We start from the raw sequence: 17,057 nt of genomic DNA, 5'->3' as shown, positions 1-17,057 counted from the left end.
CCGCCTCCCGCCGCGCGCTATTTGCCGCCCTTGAGCAGGTCGAGGGGTTTGCGGACATATTCGGTTTTGACGCGCCGCCGCATCTTGCGCAGCGCCTCGAGCTCCTCCGGCGACTCCACAACGCCGAACTCCAGGCCGAAGGCCCGCGACTCGCCGGGCTCCAGATATTCCAGCAGGCCCTGTTTCTCCGTCTCGGCGCGCCCCGCCACGCCGGAGGTGCACGGCTCCAGCCCGCAGACGTAGTCCTGCTCGCCCATCATCTTCCACTGCACGAAGCGCGGCAGCTCGTCCTTGAAGTACTTCACATAGACGCCGAAGCCGTCCCTGTTGACGATGGCCGCCGTGACCGCGCCCTCCTCGTCGGGCTCCATGTCGTGGTAGTAGCATTTCTCGGCATAGTCCGGCGTGGGCGGGTCCATGACGTTGTGCTTCTCCTGGCCGTCGCGCGCGTGGTCCGTGACCGGCGCCACCCGGCGGCTGGGCGCGTAGAGCCGCGACCCGCCGTCCACGGCGGGCCACCCCACGTTGCAGTGGTACAGCAGCATGAACGGCGACCGGCGGAAGCCCTCGTTGGTGAGCGTGTCCTGCACCCAGAAGCGCTTCTCGCCCATCACGGTGAAGACGTTGCGGGTGAGGGTGAGGTTTTCGCCGAAAACCACGGCCTCGCGCATCGTGCCCTCGACAGAGAGGAGGTAGTAGCCGTCCTCATCCCAGTCCTGCTCCACCTGGACGTTCCGCGCCGGGGCGTTGCCGATGCGGCCGTGCAGGCCCACGCCGCTCACGGCGCTGTCCGCCGCGGGCCCCCCCACATTGGAGAGGCCGCAGGTGGTGAGCAGGCCGCCGAAATAGCTGCGCAGCCAGCGGAAGCCCTCGGGCTCGTAGTACTGCGGCGCCACGTCGCCGCACACCGAGCGCCAGCCCATCGCCTTGCCGCAGAAACTCGCGGCGGAGATGTCCAGGCACCGGTCCAGCATGACCGTGAACTCCAGGCCCGAGCCGGTGTGGAAGACCGCCGCGCGGCTGGGCCGCTCGTTGCCATCCTCCAGCGCCACCATGCGGACCCCCGCGATCTGGTCCATGTTTCCCACGCGCCTGCGCAGGTCGTTGGGGCTGTGATTCTTCTTGGATGCTGCCATGGTTCGCTCCTCCTTGGGGTTGCCTGCGGCGCGCCGGCCGCTGTTTCGTCCACCAGCATACGAAGCGGCGGCGGTCAAGTCAATCGGAAAGGGACTCAGTCTTCCCGGGACGCGCACAGGGGCAGGGACGGGTCCGCCGCCGTGTCCAGCCCCCCCTCGACGAGGCCGTGCTCCAGCCGGGACGCGGCGGCGGCGCCGATCATGGCGGCGTTGTCCACGCAGTACTTCATGGGCGGGAGGAACAGCTCCGCAGGCAGCCGCGCCGCGCGCTCGCGCAGCAGGCGGTTGGCCGCCACGCCCCCCGCGATCACGAGGCGCTCCGCGCCCGTCCGGTCGAGGGCGCGCTCCGTCTTGGCGATCAGCAGGTCCACCGCCGCCTCCTGGAAACTCGCCGCCAGGTCGGCCCGGCCGGCGTCGGGGTGGTCGCGCAGGGTGTACAGCACCGCCGTCTTCAGCCCGCTGTAACTGAAGTCCAGGCTCTCGTCGCGGAGCATGGCCCGGGGAAACTTGAAGGCCTTCGGGTTGCCCCCCTCCGCCGCGCGCTGGATGGACGGCCCGCCGGGGTAGGGCAGGTCCAGCAGGCGGGCCACCTTGTCAAAGCACTCGCCCACGGCGTCGTCGCGCGTGGTGCCCAACAGGACATAGTGGTGCGGGCGGCCGCATTCGATGAGCTGGGTGTGCCCGCCGCTGACCACCAGCGCGAGGAAGGGGAACTTCGGCGGCTCGGCGTCGAGGAATGCGGAGAACAGGTGCCCCTCAATGTGGTGGACGGGGATGAAGGGCTTTTTCCATGCGTAGGCCAGTGCCTTGGCGAAGCCCAGCCCCACCAGCAGCGACCCCATCAGGCCGGGGCCGTTGGTCGCCGCGACGGCGTCCACCGCCGGGGTTTCGCCGGGGGCGGGCGTCAGTCCGGCCTCGTCCAGCGCGGCGACGGCCAGGGGGTATATGGCCTTGATGTGCTGGCGCGACGCGATCTCGGGGACCACCCCGCCGAAGACGCGGTGGATCTCAATCTGCGAGATCACCAGGTTGGACCGCACGGTCCGGCCGTTTTCCACCACGGCCACGCCGGTCTCATCGCAGGAACTCTCAAAGGCAAGCACCACGCTCATTGCACCAGCTCCGACATGCGTGTCAACACCACGCCCTCCTTTTCCAGTCCCGGAAGGATTTCCTCCAGCACGGTGACGGTGTTTCGGCGGAAGTGGCCGATGGCCACGGCGCTGCCGCGCGTCCGCGCGCGCTTGACCAGCTCCCGCACCTGGTTGCGGATGTAGGGAAGGCTGGCGTCGTTGTCCAGGAACACATCCCGGCGCGCCGCCTTGAGCCCCGCCGCCCCGGCGGCGGCGTGGGCCGCAGACTTGGCGGTGGTCATGCTGTCCACGAAGTACAGGTTCTTCTCCCGCAGCACCTCCATGAACCAGCCCATCCGCTCCGCGTCCTGCGTGAACAGGGTGCCGGTGTGGTTGTTCACCCCCACGAGTCCCGGAACTTGGGCCACGGCCTCGCGGGCGAGCCGGTGGATGGTTTCCCGGTCCATGGACGTCTCAACCTGGCCGGGGAATTTCCGCGCCGTCAGGCTGGATTCCATCGGCATGTGCAGCATCACCTCGAAGCCCTTCTCCGCCGCCTCCCTCGCCAGCGCCTCCGTCTTTGGCGCGTTCGGCAGGATCGCCAGCGTCAGCCGGTTGTCCAGCGTCAGCACCCGGCGCGTCTCCGGGCCGCCCCAACCGCCATCGTCGAGGATGATGGCCACCCGAACCGGCCCCTTCCCCCCGGCGGGGGGGGCCTTTTTCGCCGGTGCGGGCACCAGCGGAGGGGCGCTTTCTTGTGCGGGCGGAACCGGCTCCGGAAGGGGCGCGGGGGGCGGGGATGCAGGCGGCACGGGTTCGGCGGCGGTGCCCGCCACCGCCCAAGGCTCCTGCGCCTCCGTCACGCAGACGAGCTCCAGGCAGGAGCTGTGCTCCTGGCTTACCCGGAGGATGGCCCGGTGGGGCCCCCCCTGATAGGTCTCCAAATAGAACCCGTATTCGGCGGTCGCGGATTCCACCCATTCGGCCACCTGTTCCACGGCGATTTCCGGCGGAAGGGTGACGGTTAATTTCGGCGGCTGCGCCGCCGGGGACTGCCCTTCGGGAGCAAAATGGTCCTCCGGAACACCGCCTGTCAGGAGGACATGACGGACCAGGTCCGTGACGGCTTCACAGGCCGAAGGATCGGTCGGCGCGGATTCGGGTTCCTCGAGGGGGGGGGAGGAGCTTTCGGGGTCCGGGTCCGGAGGGAGGGAAAGCGCTTCCTGAGCGGCAGTTGGCGGTTCAGGCGGTGCTTTCACAACGGCGGGGACCTCCTCGGGCACCTCCGTCTCTTCGGGCTCTTCGGTCATCTCCACCGGGAGAAACACCACCTCCCCGATCAACTGCCCCCCCCGGAAGAGATGCAGGGCGGCATAGTCGTCCAGCCCGGGTGCCTCCACCACCGTCACCCCCAAACGGACGAATTCCGCCACAAACGCCGCCCGGGTGTCACCCCAAGAGCGCGCCCCGGAAAAGGGTGCGTTGAGAACAAAGGAGTCGGACGCATCCACACGGCCCTCCCGGATGGTGTCCGGGGCATAGCCCAGCCCTTCCAACAGGACGTGGCAGCGTTGCGCAATGGCGGATGCGCTTGTTGGGTCATCGGCATGGCCAGCGGGTACTAACAGGCAAATAAAGACAATAATAAACACAAACATGTGTGTTTTTGGCAACAAACTGGGCGGCATGAATCTAAACATCCACCCATTCCACCTGCGCGAGGGGGGTGCGCGGGCCCAGCATCCGGGCCCCCACCTTGGCAAAACTCTCCGGGGCGTCACTCGCGTAAAACTCCCGGCGGCCAGGGCGGGTTCCCGTCTGGAGCATTGCCCGGTCCTGGAGGGTTTCCACAACCGCCTTGGCTGTTTCTTTGGCGCTGTCCACGAGGCAAACCTTCGGACCCATGGCCTTGGCAATGACCCCGCGCAGGAGGGGGTAGTGGGTGCATCCCAGCACCAGAGTGTCCACCCCCCTTGCGGCCAGTCTGTCCAAATACCGCGATGCCACGGCTTCGGGGACGGGACCGGTGGTCCAGCCGTCCTCCACCAGCGGGACGAACAGCGGGCAGGCCTGGGAATAGACCCGGATGTCCGGGGAGAGGGCGGCAATGGCGCGGACATAGGCGCCGCTGGCAACCGTGCCCGGGGTGCCGATGACGCCCACGCGGCCCGTCTTGGTGCGGGCGATGGCGGCGCGCGCGCCGGGTTCGACCACGCCGATCACGGGAAGGGGCAGCTCATCGCGGAGGACTTCCAGCGCGTAGGCGGAGGCGGTGTTGCAGGCGACGACCAGCATCTTGATGCCCCGGGCCCGGAGGTGGGCGGCGCAGGAGCGGGCGTAGCGGATGACCGTGTCGGCCGACTTGGTGCCGTAGGGCACCCGGGCGGTGTCGCCCAAGTAGCAGAGATGCTCGCGGGGGAGGGCCTCGGCGATGCGGCGGAAGACCGTCAGCCCGCCGACCCCGGAATCGAACACGCCGATGGCGGGCTCTTTGGGGCCCCCCCCGCTCATTGCATCTGCGCCTGCACCCAGCCGGGGTCGGGCAGGACGGGCTGCGACCAGTCCAGATGCGCGGGGAACTGCTCCAGGGGCGGGGCACCCTCGATCAGAATGCGCACGGACCGGAGGCTTTGGTCGTCCGTGCCGCGCAGGGCCTCCTGCACGAGGGTGGTCGCGATGGCCTGGGTCAGCAGGGCCTCGCGGGCGGCGCTGCGCTGGCGCATCGCGCCCAGCGAAATCTCGTTCGAGAAGTCCACCACCAGCTCGCCGCCGTCCAGCAGATAGACGCCGCGGACGCGCGTGCCCTCGGGGAACACGGCGGCCAGTCCCGGCTGGCGGGGCCCCGCCACCAGCGCCGTCAGGGCCCTGCGGCAGTTCTCCACCGTGCGGGGGCCCCACTCCAGCGAGGCCGGCTCGGGCGCGAGCCCGCTCTCGTCCTCGGCGGCGAAATACAACTGGGCGGTTTTCAACGTCTCGGGCGTTGCGTTCGCAGCCCGCTCCCCGGCCGCGTCCCCGGCGGGGAGGGGGGCGGTGAGCGCCGTCATGGGGCTGCGCCCTGTCTTGATCATTTCGGCGGCCATCGCCGCGACGACCACGCACAGCACCAGCGTGGCCAGCGCCCACAGGGAAAGGGCCAGCCGGAACAGGATGCTCTTTTTCGCTCCGCTCTTCACGTGTGTACCATGCCTTTTGTCACGGGGTTTGTTCCCGGGCGTTGAACGCCTCCAGGGTCTGCGCCAGGGCGGCCGCCAGGGCGTCCGCGAGGCTTGCGGCCGCCGCCTCATCCGTCAGGGCGGCCTCGCCCTCCGCCGTGGCCAGGGTGCCGCACTCCAGGAGGATGCAGGGCACCGCCGCCGCCGTCTGCACCCGCAGGGGGGCGCTGTGCACGGCGGCCGGCTGGTTTGCGCCGGTGAGGGCGGCCGCCAGGCCGGCGGCCAGATCCGCCGCGCGCGCCGCGAGACCGTCGGCGTCGCCGCCCTCCCCGCGCACGGCGGGATGCAGCACGGTGACCGGGGCTGCGGGCGCTGAGGAGGCGCCGATGTGGATGCTTACGATCAGCGCGCCGGGCCGCACCCCCTGCGCCACCGTCCGCTCGCCGGCGGTCATGGTCTGGTCGTCGGCCCGCGTGAGGGCTGCGGGGATTTGGGAAAGCTCCGCGAACTTTGCGGCCACGCGCTGGGCCAGTGCCAGGGTCACGCCCTTTTCCTGGAGGCCGTTCGGGCCGGTGGAGCCGGCATCCGAGCCGCCGTGGCCGGGGTCCAGCACGAGCGAAACCACCGGACCTTTGACAAGCACCTCCACTGCGGGCCGTTCGGATTCCTCCTCCGCCGGGGGGGGCTGCGTTTCGGGTGCCGGGGTCATCTCCGGGTCTGCCGCCTCCGGCGGTTCAGGAACGAGCGGTTCCAGTGCGGGCGGTTCCTCCACGGGGGGGGCTTCGGCGGCGGGGGCTTCGGCGGCGGGGGTCAACGGCTCCACCGTTTCCAGCAGGGCGGCGGGATCCTCCTCCTCCAGGGGGGCCTCCAAAGGCGTGGACGGGGCCAGCAGGGCGGTGTCCGCGGGGGCGGGCCCGGCGAGCGAAACCGCCACCCCGAAGGCCTGCTGGAAAAACGGCGCGGCGTCCGCAAGGGACACAAAGGCGGTCCCCTGCTCGGCAATCAGGGGATGGTTGAGGGGGAAACGGGTCTGCCCCGCCGATACGGCGGGGTCGTTCAGCAGGGCGACAGCCTTGGCGCCCTCCAGCGACACTTCGACGCCGCCGTTCGCCACCAGCACCGTCGCCCCCAACTGGTCGGCCAGCTGGGAGAGGGAGACATACGTCACGCCGCCGATGTCCCGCTGCGCGGCCGACAGGCGCGCGGGGGTCTTCGCGGCGTCCTGCGCGGAAAGGGGCGGGCAGAGCGCCGCCAGCAGGGCGGCAAACACCACCGCAAGCAGCGGCGCAAAGGGCTTTCTTTCAGCAAGGGGACGCACTTGGGGGGGCTCCAGTGAAGACAATCCAACCCGACGGCGCACAAACCGCCGCTATTCTACCGGAAGCCGCCGCCCCGCGCAAAAAGCGGCGGAGCGTGCGGAAAGGAAAGGGGGGACGGCAGCCGTGCCGTCCCCCCGCCCGTCCGCTTCCCCTGGATTATTTTTCAAGGTTCTCCACCCGCACGAAGGGCGCGGTCCGCCGCGCCTCGGCCTCCCGGGCGGGTTCGTAGGAGATCCCGAACTGGTCATGACGCATGACACCGGCTGCCCCGGTGTCCGCCGCCGCGTCGTAGGCGGCGAGGGCCTCCTCGCGCCGCCCCAGCAGGTCCAGCAGATATCCCTGCCAAATGAGGGCCGAAGCCCGGAGAAGGGGGGTGTCCCGCGATTCTTCCTCCAGCAGGCCGAATACGCCGAGGGCCTCCTCATAGCGCTCCAGGTCGTAGAGGGCAAGCCCTGTCTTCAGCACCGCGTCCGGATCTGGAAGGGTACCGAGCGCCTCCGGCGTGTAGTTCTGCGCGATGGCAGTGTTGGAGGTGTGGTCCCAGCCCACGGCGTCCACAACCCGCGCCAAATCCGTTTCCGCCGCCGCCGCCAGCGTTCCTAGGCTGGTCAGCGTCCCGGCGGCGATCTCCACCTCTTCGGCTGTGTCCGTATAGGCCGTGGCGGTTTCCCGGTCGAGGAACTCCACCACGATGCCCGGATGCCGGCCTTCAGGCAAACTGGCGGGGAGCTGGAAGTAGCCCGAAGCATCGGTGGTGGCGGAGGCCCCGGCGGTGTTGGCTTCCCCCTCCTGCAAGCGGCACCGCAGTGCCGTGTTTGCCGCAGGGCGTCCGTCGGGATAGGTGAGCAGGCCTTCCACGCCTCCGGCAAGACGGCAGACCACGGTGACCTCGGGCACCGTCTCGCCCGGTTTTCCCGTGAACGCCCCGCTCACACCGATGGTGTCGGTCCTTGATCCGGTGCCCAGCCAGGCGAGGGCCTCAAGGCTCACGCCGGGCCGCAGGCCGTGGAAGACCACCCGCCCGTCCGCGCCGGAGACCAGCGCTCCGCCGCACCCTCCCCGGGCGCCCGCCATGCGCATGGCGGCCGCAATGCCCTGCCGCGGTTTGCCGTCCAGGCCCACATAGCGCACCGGGGCGGTGACGGGCGCATCCACCGCCAGGTCCAGCTCCCGCGTTTCCCCGGGGCCCAGGGTGACCGTGGCGAGTTCCTCTTCCGGCTGGTCCCAGGCGCTGCCGCCCTCCGTCATGTACAGGTGCCCCACGCTGAACTCCACGGGCGCGGTCAGGTTCGAGAGGCGCAGCTCATAGCGGCCGTCCGGAAGCGTCACGGCGGAACAGCCCCGCTTCGCCTGGAAATAGTCTTTCGCGCCGCCGCCGTAGACGGCAGCTGTGACGACCACGGGGCATGCCGGCCGGCCCGTGGTGCGGTCGGTGACCCGTCCGCGCAGCGTGGCGAAGGAGGTCGCCCCGAGGATGAGGTCTGCTCCCGCCGTCTCCCGCCCTGCCTGCACCCGGAGCCCTTTCTTCCCCGCGGAAACCTCCTCAACATGCATGGATTGGTCGTGTTGGCGCATCATTTCGGCAATCCGGCGCACCCCCTGTTCCGTGGGAAGCGTTCCGGTGTCCTCCTGTTCGGGGGGGATAACGGCCACCGAATAGGAGAAATCCGCGCCCAGGTCCGCCGCCCGGTAACCGCCGTCGGCCCCGGTCACAACGGTGACGGGGGGCGCCGGCAGCGGCTGAATCTTCGCCAGAACGAGGGACAGACCGCCGGGCCGTGCCTCCCCGGCAATGCGGACGGGGACGTTGGGCACGGGCCGTCCCTCGGTGTCGGTCACGGTGCCGGAGAGCACCCCGCCGGGGTTCAGGGCGAACATCGCGTTCTCTTCCCCTGTCGGCACCCTGGGGAAGAAACCCGTTCCATGCCCCTCCCCGACCACGCGGAAATCGCACAGGCCGCCATGCGGCAGGGCGACGCGGAACGCCCCGTCCTCGCTGGAGGCGGTGAAGACTAGCTTGACGCCCCCAATGTTTCCCGTGGTCACGCCCGTTTTCGCGGTTTCCGCGAGGCCCTCCAGATCGTATCCATAGTACAGGCAGTCCACGGAGGCCCCGGGCACCGGCGCGCCGTTCCCGTCAACGACCCGGCCCGCCACGAAATGGACCGCCGGGGACAGTTCCACGTTCACCCCCCGCAGGCTGCCGCCCTCCGACGGGTCGCAGAGGTGAAACGCCATGCAGAATCCGTCAGCGACGGCGTACAGCACCCCCGGCCCAAAGTCCCCCACTCCGGCGATCTGGTATCGGCCGTCCTGGCCGGTCCGGGTATGATAGTGCCCACACACATCGTTCCGGTCCAGTCCCCGGCCCACCTCCAGGAACACATCCGCGTTCGCAAGGGGATTGCCCTCGCCGTCAGTGACGCGTCCGGACACATGGGCCGGTGCGGCATGGATTTCCCGCGCGACGGCGGGCGCGGGGGACGCGGTCTCCGCCGCAGGCGTGACACCGGGGACCGCTTCCGGGGACGGCAACGCGGCGGCCGCGTCGGCCGGTTCGGGGGTTGCGGAAACGGCGGGGGCCGCCTCCGACTGATCCGTTTGATCCGTCTGCATCGCGAGGGGTGGCGGTGTCGCGGCATCCGGGGCGGAAGCGAACTGCAACGCCGCCTTTCCCCCGAGCAGGGTGAGTGCGATGGCGCCCGCCATCAGGGTGATCTTTCCGAACATAGTGCTGGTCCCTCCCTTCATTGAGGTTACTGACACGGCCGCGCCCCCCGTTCCCGCCGCACCCAGCCAGGGCGCGGTGCCGAACGGAATGGCGGCCAGAATGCCCCTCTCCAAGTCCCCGCTGTGCCTGCGCTTCTCCAGCGCCGGGGTCATGCGCTCCCACAGGGCGTCGCGCAGCAGGTTCCTCGCGCGTTCGGTGCGTTTTCGCAGGGCGGCGGCCGATATGCCCAGGGCCGCCGCAGCCTGCTCCGTTGAATAGCCCTCGGCGTAGCGCAGCAGGAGCGCCTCCCGGTACAGCTCCGGCAGCCCGTGCAGGGCGTCCCAGACCGCCTCCTCCAGTTCCCCGCGCGCCCCGGACCCGCTGTCCGGCACGGGCGCGGGAAGCGTCTCCCCGTAGCGGGCCAGGGAGTGCTCGCGCCGCGCCGCGCCCCGCAGCCACATCAGCGAATGGCGGCGCGCCAGCTGGCACAGCCACGCGCCGAGGGCGCGCGGGTTGCGCAGCGTGTCCAGCCGCCGGTATCCCTGCACGAACACCTCCTGCGCCACGTCCTCGCACTCGCTCGGGTTCCGCACATAGCTGGAGCAGACCGCCCACACGCACCCGCTGTAGCGGGACACAATCTGCGCGAACAGGCTTTCCTCGCCCGCAAGGATCCGTGTGACCAGTTCCGACTCGTTCATGCCAGCGCTCCCGGTTCGGCCGGTGTTTCCGGCCTCCATTATAAGGATGCCGCCGGGGGGACGGAATGCGACAAGTCGTGGATGGGATTCACGAGAGGACATCACGGGAAAAAAAGCGGCCAGGCTGGAGCCAAATCTCCCCAACAGTAGTTTCGTTGACTGGTCCGTGGAGGAAACGGCGCTTGATTTTCTGCCGCCTCTGCCGTATCCTGGTTTGCGGTGTGTGGGTGCCGCTTGTGGCGCGCCCGGGTGAAAACAGGTCTCAGCCGTATGAAGGAGGGGAGTGATGAAGAGGCAAAACATCTCGCCGGAGCGAAAGACGGTCTACTACGTTGGCCTGACGCTGATTATCCTGGGTTTCCTGAGTTTTGGATCCACCTTTGTGTCGTTCATCACACACTTTGGGGACTTCACCCACATGCAAGTCATCGCGAAATCCATCATGATACGGGCCTTCGGAGGCTTGGGCATGATGATGGTGGGGATGGTTCTTGCGGGCATCGGCTCCCGGGGGCTGGCCGGGTCCGGCTTGGTTCTTGATCCGCAGCGGGCGCGGGAGGACGTGGAACCCTGGGCCAGAATGGCGGGCGGCGTGATCAAGGATGCGGTGGAGGAGACAGGCATCCGTCTGGGAAGCGCGCCGCCGGAGAATGCCGACAACCCGGATTTCGACGAGAAGCTGAGAAAGCTGCACCAGCTTTACAAGGATGGGATCATCACCGAAGAGGAGTACCTGAAAGGGAAGGAGGAGATCCTCGGAGCGCTGTGACAGGATGTGCGGGCAGCCCTTCCCCCTTCGCGTTCTCGCATGCCGCCAGGAGGCGCACGCTCTGGAGTTATGCCGAGACCGTCGGCCCTTCATTTCCCTAAACCGCGCGCCCCCTGGGATCGCCAGGCTTCCCCCCGGCAGGTCTTTCTCCTTGTATTCACTCTCCTCCATAGCGGAGGACACCCCGTCCGGCACTGCTCCATTCATACTCCTGCGGAGACCGCGCCAGCCCCGCCTTTACGGGATTCCAGTGGATGTATTCCACGACATTGCGGAAATGGTCTGCGTTCCTGACAAAACGGTCCCAATACTCCCGGTGCCAGACTCTGCCAGCGGATACATTGCCCAACAACGGGGCCAGACGCCTTCCGGTGAAAGACTTCCATGACCACACAATTTTCCCCAGCGTCCAGCCGTTCAAGGGCTCCATCAGCGCATGCACATGGTTCGGCATGACCACCCAGGCCAGCATCCGGTACCTGTCCCCGTCAAACATCAGCAGGGCACTCTGCACAAGAAGGGCGGCGTCGGGCCGCCGCAGGATGCAAGAACCGTGGCCGGCGTCCGCAAGTTCCTCCAGCGACTTTCTGCGCTCCGGATCCCGCTGTTCCTCCGGCAGAAGAAAGAGTTCCCCCTCCATCCGGGTCAGGGCGGCGGCGGGCAGACTGTCCGCAAGCCGGAAGGTGACATGCTGCACGGTGTTTGGACAGTCGAAATGCGGCAGATAGCCCCGGGAATGCCAGTGAGGCTGTGTGATCTCCGTCATGGTGTTGCCTCCAGGAAAAGCAGAAGATGCCAGGCTGGAGCCTGGCGCTCCCAGGGTGCGCTCGCTCTGGGGTTATCCCCTGAGTTCCCGCCAATCCCGTATCGGGAGGTCGGCGAATGCTTCCCGACCATCGGTCCCTCCTTTGCCCAAAGCGCGCGCCCCCTGGGATCGCCGGGCTTCCCCCTGGCTCTTCTTATTGGTCATCGCCACCGCAGTCCAGATTGTTCCCTTTCCTTAATGGGGTTTCCGGTTTCTCGCCGAGGGACTCGGACGTCTTTTCCACCTCGTCAAGCGGTTTCTCTTTCTGAAGCATTCCCCTATACAATTCCCGGAGTCGCCATCGCGAGATCCTTCCCGAGTTCCCCGGCAACAGTGCTTTCACCATCATCTGTAGAGATAAAACAGGGATCACGATCAGGGTTCGCCACTTCCAGGCATGTCGCTCAAAGAGGGCACCAAAGAGTCTTTCTTGCGTTCCAGCTCCTTGCGGCAGATAGTAGCCAAGGTAATGCGCAGTCACACGGGAAACGTCCATGGGCATCGAAAAACTGTCGACCGGCATTCCTGCGAAGAACATATAGAATGGCCGCTTTCTACAAAGACTAAGGTGCTTTTCCGCCTTCTCCCGGAACCACTCGGGAAAGACCATCACAGCGGCTTCCGTTCCGCAGGGCGTCGGTTCGTCCTCCATGCACATGAACACCTCCCCGGGCCAGCGCACGCCTTCCGCAGACAGCATGGCCTCCACAAACCCGCGAAACTCCGGCACCACCTCCGCCAACATCGGGGTGAACCGGACGGTGACGGTGCCCTCGGGCCGTTCCACCCGTACGATGTGAACTGAATCATCCAAAAGCGGGACTCCCCTTGTTTGTCTCGATGATAGGTTCTGCGCGATGGTATTGGCAACTCTTTTGTTGCCTTGATAGCTCTGTGGTGAGAAGCGGCTCTTGGTGTTGTGGGGTGTCTATTCTCGAAAACCTCAAGAGGCCAGGCTGGAGCCTGGCGCTCCCAGGGGGCGTCCGCTCCCGGGTGTCCCTTGAGTTCTGGTCTTTCTTCTGTTGAGGCGGCGTCGGAATGTCCTAGACCATCGGCCCTTCGTTTCCCCGAACCGCGCGCCCCCTGGGATCGCCAGGCTCTAGCCTGGCAGGTCTTAATGCCCGCCAAAGCCGTTGGCGTGCAATGATCCGTTCCGACTCGCAACACATGCTTCTCCGCCGATATACTTGCGGTCTCACAGGGGAATCCCGGCGGGCGGGTTTCCCCAACCGGAGGAGCGTGGAACCATGAAGCACCTGGTTGTCGTATTGAGTGCGGGCCTTTTTCTGGCGGCGGGGTTGTCGGGGTGCCAGACGGGTGTGGGCACGCCGCCGCAGGCGGCGGGGGAGGGGGAGATGCACACCACGGCCGCGCCCACGGTGGACCTGGAAACGAAGCCCGCCACTTTTCCCGCGAACGAAGACCTGATCCTCCTGCCTATGCCGCGGTCGCTGGCGTTTCTTGAGGGTGCGCCCGTGAAGGCGGACGCGGCGGCGCCGGTGGTGGCGGTGGACGCGGCGGTGATGCCGCACGCGCAGGGGTACCTCCTGGAGGTGGGGGAGGGGGCCGCGCCGAAGGTGACGGCGCATGACGCCGCGGGGGCCTTCTACGCGCGGCAGACGCTGAAACAGCTGGCACGGCAGTATCCGGCGGGCTATCTGCCCCGGGTGCGCGTCGAGGACTGGCCGGATTTCCCGAACCGCGGGGTGATGCTGGACGTGGCGCGGGACAAGGTGCCGACGATGGACACCCTGCGCATGCTGGCTGACCTTTTCGCGGAGATGAAGTGCAACCAAATCCAGCTGTACACGGAGCACACTTTCGCCTACCAGGGCCACGAGACCGTCTGGAGGGATGCGTCGCCCATGACGCCGGAGGACATCCGCGCCTTCGACGCGTACTGCGGGGAGCGGTTCATCGAGCTGGTGCCCAACCAGAACTCTTTCGGCCACATGGGGCGGTGGCTTGACCACCCGGAATACGCGCATCTCGCCGAGAAGCCCGGTTCCGGCGACCTGTGCCCGGTGGACCCCGCCAGCGTGGAGCTGCTGCGCGGGATGTACGCCGACCTGCTGCCGAACTTCACCAGCGGGCAGGTGAACGTTGGGTGCGACGAGACGTGGAGCCTGGGCAAGGGCCGCAGCAAGGCGGCCGTGGACGCCCAGGGCGTGGGCCCCGTCTACCTTTCCTTCCTCAAGGAAATCCACAAGATTGTGTCCGGCCACGGGAAGACCATGCAGTTCTGGGGCGACATCATCATGCTGCACCCGGAGCTGATCCCCGAACTGCCGCGGCCCGTCATCGCCATGGAGTGGGGCTACGAGGCGGACCATCCCTTCGCCGACCACGGCAAGAAATTCGCCGCCTCCGGCATTCCGTTCTATGTGGTGCCGGGCACGTCGGCCTGGAACTCCCTGCTGGGGCGCACGGACAACGCGCTGGCCAACCTGCGCAATGCGGCGGTCAACGGCCTGGCGAACGGCGCCGTCGGCTTCCTGACGACGGACTGGGGCGACAACGGGCACTGGCAGACTCTGCCCGTCTCGATGGGGCCCTTCGCCTACGGCGCGGCGGTGAGCTGGTGCCAGACGGCCAACCTGGACCTGCCGCTGGCGAGGGCGCTCGACCGGCACGTGTTTATGGACGCCGCGGGAAAGACGGGACAGGCGGCGCTGGACCTCGGCAACGCCCACACGAAGACGGGGGTGGTCATCGGGAACAACACGGTGTACTACGCGCTCCTGCTCAACGCCCTGGGCGGGTCTCCGGCCAAGGGGCCGGCGAAGAACCTCACCGTGGCCTCCGCCGAGGCGGCGCAGACGATGTTGCGCGATGCCCTGGCCCGGGTGCAGGACAGCGCGATGGCCCGCCCGGACGCGGAACTGGTGAAGCGGGAGTTTGCCCTGAACACCGACCTGGCGCTGCTGGCGCTGGACCTGGGGCGCGAGCGCATTCTTGCGGGGAACGTGCCCACCGCCGGGCTTCCCGCGGCGGTGAAGGGCAAACTGGCCGAACGGCTCCGCGACATCATCGCGCGCCACCGCGCGGTGTGGATGGAGCGGAACCGGCCCGGTGGTCTGCGCGAGAGCGCCGGACGCATGGAGGCGCTGCTGGCCCTTCTGGAGCGCTGACGCCCCTTCCACTGTGGAAAATATGGTAAAATCCGGCAACCTTCGGGAGAGCACCCGGAGGGTATTTTGGGAAGAAGCCGCAGCGTGGGCGGCGACGCGGCGGGCAACGCTGCCATCCCCCTGAAACAGGGGTCCGGGTGGCCAGGAGTTCTGTATGACCGAAGAACGTCAATTGCTGAGCGGCAACGAGGCCATTGCCCTCGCCGCGCTGCACATGGGAGTCTCCCTGGGGACCGGCTATCCCGGCACCCCGTCCACGGAAATATTGGAGCGGTACTCCGCCCTCGGCGGACGCGCCCAGTGGGCGCCCAACGAGAAAGTGGCCCTGGAGGTCGGCATCGGCGTGGCCTACGGGGGCGCGCGCGCCCTGGTCACCATGAAGCACGTCGGGGTGAATGTGGCGGCGGACCCGCTGTTCACGCTGGCCTACACGGGGGTGCGCGGGGCGCTGGTGCTGGTGTCGGCCGACGACCCCGGCATGGCCTCCAGCCAGAACGAGCAGGACAACCGGCGCTACGCGAAGGCGGCGGGGGTGATGATGCTGGAGCCCGCGGACGCGCAGGAGGCCTACGACTTCACGCGCACCGCATTTGAGCTTTCGGAGACCTGGAACCTGCCGGTGATGCTGCGGGTGACCACCCGGGTGTGCCACTCCAAGAGCATCGTGACGCCGAAGGGGCCGTCGCCCTCCGAGAAGCCCCTGGAATTCGTGCGCGATTTCCAGTCCTATGTGATGGTGCCCGCCTACGCGCGTCCGGCCCACCGCCGCCTGCGCGCGAAACTGGAGAAGATCACCGACTGGAACGAGCACGCCCCGGTCAACCGCGTCGTGAAGGGGTCCAAGTCCCTCGGCATCGTCACCTCCGGCGTGTGCTACCTGCACGTGCGCGAGGCGGTCCCCGATGCCAGCGTGTTCAAGGTGGGCATGAGCCACCCGCTGCCGATCCACCAGATCCGCGCCTTCGCGCAGACGGTGGACCGCTGCGTGGTGATCGAGGAGGGCGACCCCTACCTCGTCGAGCAGCTGCGCACCGAGGGGATCGCCTGCGAGGACAAGCTGGACATGTACCGCTTCGGCGAGCTGAACGTCACGCGGGTGCGCCGGATCATCGCGGGCGACGGCAGCCCCGAGCCCATGGCCCCGCGCGGCAAGCCGCCGCAACTGTGCGTGGGCTGCCCGCACCGCATGGCCTTCGCCGTGCTCAAGAAGCACGACTGCGTCATCGCGGGGGACATCGGGTGCTACACCCTGAGCGTGCTGCCGCCCTTCGAGACGATGGACACCTGCGTGTGCATGGGCGCGAGCATCGGCGTGGGCCTGGGGCTGCGCCACGCCCTTCCGGACGACAAGGCGCGCCGCGTGGTCAGCGTCATCGGCGACAGCACCTTCATGCACAGCGGGCTCACGGGCCTGGCCGAGATGGTGTACAACCCGCCGAAGACGGGGCATGTGGTCATCATTCTGGACAACGGCACCACCGCCATGACGGGCATGCAGGAGCACCCCGGCACGGGGCGGAAACTGGACCACACCTGGACCAACCAGGTGAAGGTCGAGGAGGTTGCCCGGGCCATGGGCGTGACGAACGTCACCGTGGTGGAGCATCCGCCCGCGCTGGAGGCCGCCATCACCGGCGCCCTGTCGAAGGACGAGCTGTCCCTCATCATCATGCGCCGCGTCTGCCGCCTGGCGGAAAAGCGGATCAAGGCCCTTGAAGCCGACCGGGAGAAGTGCCATGACGACAAATAGCGGCGGTGTGACCGATGTGGTGGTTGCGGGGCTCGGCGGGCAGGGCGTAATCCGCGCGGCGGACATTCTCGCGGAGGCGGCCTTCCTCTCCGGCGCGGACGTGAGGCAGAGCGAAATCCACGGCATGAGCCAGCGCGGCGGCTCGGTGACGAGCGATGTGCGCTTCGGCGCGTGCGTGCACAGCCCCATGGTGCCGACGGGCGGGGCCGGGTTCCTGCTCGTTCTCCACCCGACGCAGCTGGAAAACAACCGCCATCTCCTGCGGGAGGGCGGGGTGCTGGTCTCGACCAAACTGATTCTCGGGAACAGCGAGAATCTGGAAGACCTCGACAAGGACGCCACCCCGCTCACGTCCCGGAACTTCAACGTCGGGCTGCTGGGGACGCTGAGCGCCCTGCTCCCGATTCCGGAGAAGGCGTGGATCGAGGCGATCCACCGCCATCTCGCGCCGAAGTTCCACGCGGAGAACGAGGCGGCCTTCGCCTACGGCAGGACGCTGACCGCCGGCTGA

The 17,057-nt window shown here is 68.0% G+C and carries 13 protein-coding genes; 4 read left to right on the top strand and 9 right to left on the bottom strand.

From position 1 onward, the window contains the following. Positions 1-17: 17 nt before the first annotated feature. The 7 genes from GXY15_09960 to GXY15_09930 all read right to left on the bottom strand — a co-directional run bounded on the left by GXY15_09960 (position 18) and on the right by GXY15_09930 (position 10,091). Complete coding sequence (locus GXY15_09960) at positions 18-1,136, bottom strand: aldose 1-epimerase family protein (GenBank protein ID NLV41534.1); 1,119 nt, start codon at positions 1,134-1,136, stop codon at positions 18-20. 95 nt (positions 1,137-1,231) lie between these two features. Beyond that, positions 1,232-2,248: a tRNA (adenosine(37)-N6)-threonylcarbamoyltransferase complex transferase subunit TsaD gene (gene tsaD / locus GXY15_09955; GenBank protein NLV41533.1), complete on the bottom strand. Its 1,017-nt coding sequence runs from the start codon at positions 2,246-2,248 to the stop codon at positions 1,232-1,234. Beyond that, positions 2,245-3,642, bottom strand: coding sequence for a hypothetical protein (locus GXY15_09950; GenBank protein NLV41532.1), 1,398 nt, complete (start codon positions 3,640-3,642; stop codon positions 2,245-2,247). The genes tsaD and GXY15_09950 overlap by 4 nt, the downstream gene beginning before the upstream one ends. Positions 3,643-3,901: 259 nt before the next feature. After that, the gene (locus GXY15_09945; GenBank protein ID NLV41531.1) at positions 3,902-4,720 is read right to left on the bottom strand and encodes a glutamate racemase; all 819 of its coding nucleotides are present in this window, start codon (positions 4,718-4,720) and stop codon (positions 3,902-3,904) included. Then, positions 4,717-5,382 (bottom strand): GerMN domain-containing protein, encoded by a 666-nt coding sequence (locus tag GXY15_09940; protein NLV41530.1) that lies wholly within the window; start codon positions 5,380-5,382, stop codon positions 4,717-4,719. The genes GXY15_09945 and GXY15_09940 overlap by 4 nt, the downstream gene beginning before the upstream one ends. A 19-nt stretch (positions 5,383-5,401) precedes the next feature. Further along, positions 5,402-6,679: a hypothetical protein gene (locus tag GXY15_09935; GenBank protein ID NLV41529.1), complete on the bottom strand. Its 1,278-nt coding sequence runs from the start codon at positions 6,677-6,679 to the stop codon at positions 5,402-5,404. Between the two features lie 157 nt (positions 6,680-6,836). Beyond that, positions 6,837-10,091: a sigma-70 family RNA polymerase sigma factor gene (locus GXY15_09930; GenBank protein ID NLV41528.1), complete on the bottom strand. Its 3,255-nt coding sequence runs from the start codon at positions 10,089-10,091 to the stop codon at positions 6,837-6,839. A gap of 286 nt (positions 10,092-10,377) precedes the next feature. On the opposite strand from GXY15_09930, the gene GXY15_09925 reads away from it, so the two are divergent. Then, on the top strand, positions 10,378-10,860 hold the full coding sequence (locus tag GXY15_09925) for an SHOCT domain-containing protein (GenBank protein NLV41527.1): 483 nt from the start codon (positions 10,378-10,380) through the stop codon (positions 10,858-10,860). 157 nt (positions 10,861-11,017) lie between these two features. On the opposite strand, the gene GXY15_09920 is transcribed toward GXY15_09925, so the two are convergent. Together GXY15_09920 and GXY15_09915 are read right to left on the bottom strand one after the other, a co-directional pair. After that, positions 11,018-11,626, bottom strand: coding sequence for a transposase (locus tag GXY15_09920; GenBank protein NLV41526.1), 609 nt, complete (start codon positions 11,624-11,626; stop codon positions 11,018-11,020). Between the two features lie 193 nt (positions 11,627-11,819). Further along, positions 11,820-12,479, bottom strand: coding sequence for a hypothetical protein (locus GXY15_09915; protein NLV41525.1), 660 nt, complete (start codon positions 12,477-12,479; stop codon positions 11,820-11,822). A gap of 433 nt (positions 12,480-12,912) precedes the next feature. Here GXY15_09915 and GXY15_09910 point away from each other — a divergent pair, with 433 nt between their 5' ends. From GXY15_09910 to GXY15_09900, 3 genes are all read left to right on the top strand, one after another. Further along, positions 12,913-14,796 carry a family 20 glycosylhydrolase gene (locus tag GXY15_09910; GenBank protein NLV41524.1) on the top strand — a complete coding sequence of 628 codons (1,884 nt, stop codon included), beginning with the start codon at positions 12,913-12,915 and terminating at the stop codon, positions 14,794-14,796. Between the two features lie 154 nt (positions 14,797-14,950). Then, entirely contained in the window at positions 14,951-16,546 is a 1,596-nt protein-coding gene (locus GXY15_09905; protein NLV41523.1) for a thiamine pyrophosphate-binding protein, read from the top strand. Beyond that, positions 16,533-17,057, top strand: coding sequence for a pyruvate ferredoxin oxidoreductase (locus GXY15_09900; GenBank protein NLV41522.1), 525 nt, complete (start codon positions 16,533-16,535; stop codon positions 17,055-17,057). Before GXY15_09905 ends, GXY15_09900 begins: the two co-directional genes overlap by 14 nt.

The organism is Candidatus Hydrogenedentota bacterium, from assembly GCA_012730045.1.
In the GTDB taxonomy this organism is placed as follows: domain Bacteria; phylum Hydrogenedentota; class Hydrogenedentia; order Hydrogenedentales; family CAITNO01; genus JAAYBR01.
The sequence above is the reverse complement of the archived record's forward strand: the minus strand, read 5'-3'. Positions and strand labels throughout refer to the sequence as shown.

Coding starts and splice junctions, on each gene's coding strand:
- GXY15_09925 (NLV41527.1), top strand. CDS start 10,378: ATGAAGAGGCAAAACATCTCGCCGGAGCGAAAGACGGTCTACTACGTT.
- GXY15_09920 (NLV41526.1), bottom strand. CDS start 11,626: ATGACGGAGATCACACAGCCTCACTGGCATTCCCGGGGCTATCTGCCG.
- GXY15_09930 (NLV41528.1), bottom strand. CDS start 10,091: ATGAACGAGTCGGAACTGGTCACACGGATCCTTGCGGGCGAGGAAAGC.
- GXY15_09945 (NLV41531.1), bottom strand. CDS start 4,720: ATGAGCGGGGGGGGCCCCAAAGAGCCCGCCATCGGCGTGTTCGATTCC.
- GXY15_09910 (NLV41524.1), top strand. CDS start 12,913: ATGAAGCACCTGGTTGTCGTATTGAGTGCGGGCCTTTTTCTGGCGGCG.
- tsaD (NLV41533.1), bottom strand. CDS start 2,248: ATGAGCGTGGTGCTTGCCTTTGAGAGTTCCTGCGATGAGACCGGCGTG.
- GXY15_09905 (NLV41523.1), top strand. CDS start 14,951: ATGACCGAAGAACGTCAATTGCTGAGCGGCAACGAGGCCATTGCCCTC.
- GXY15_09960 (NLV41534.1), bottom strand. CDS start 1,136: ATGGCAGCATCCAAGAAGAATCACAGCCCCAACGACCTGCGCAGGCGC.
- GXY15_09900 (NLV41522.1), top strand. CDS start 16,533: ATGACGACAAATAGCGGCGGTGTGACCGATGTGGTGGTTGCGGGGCTC.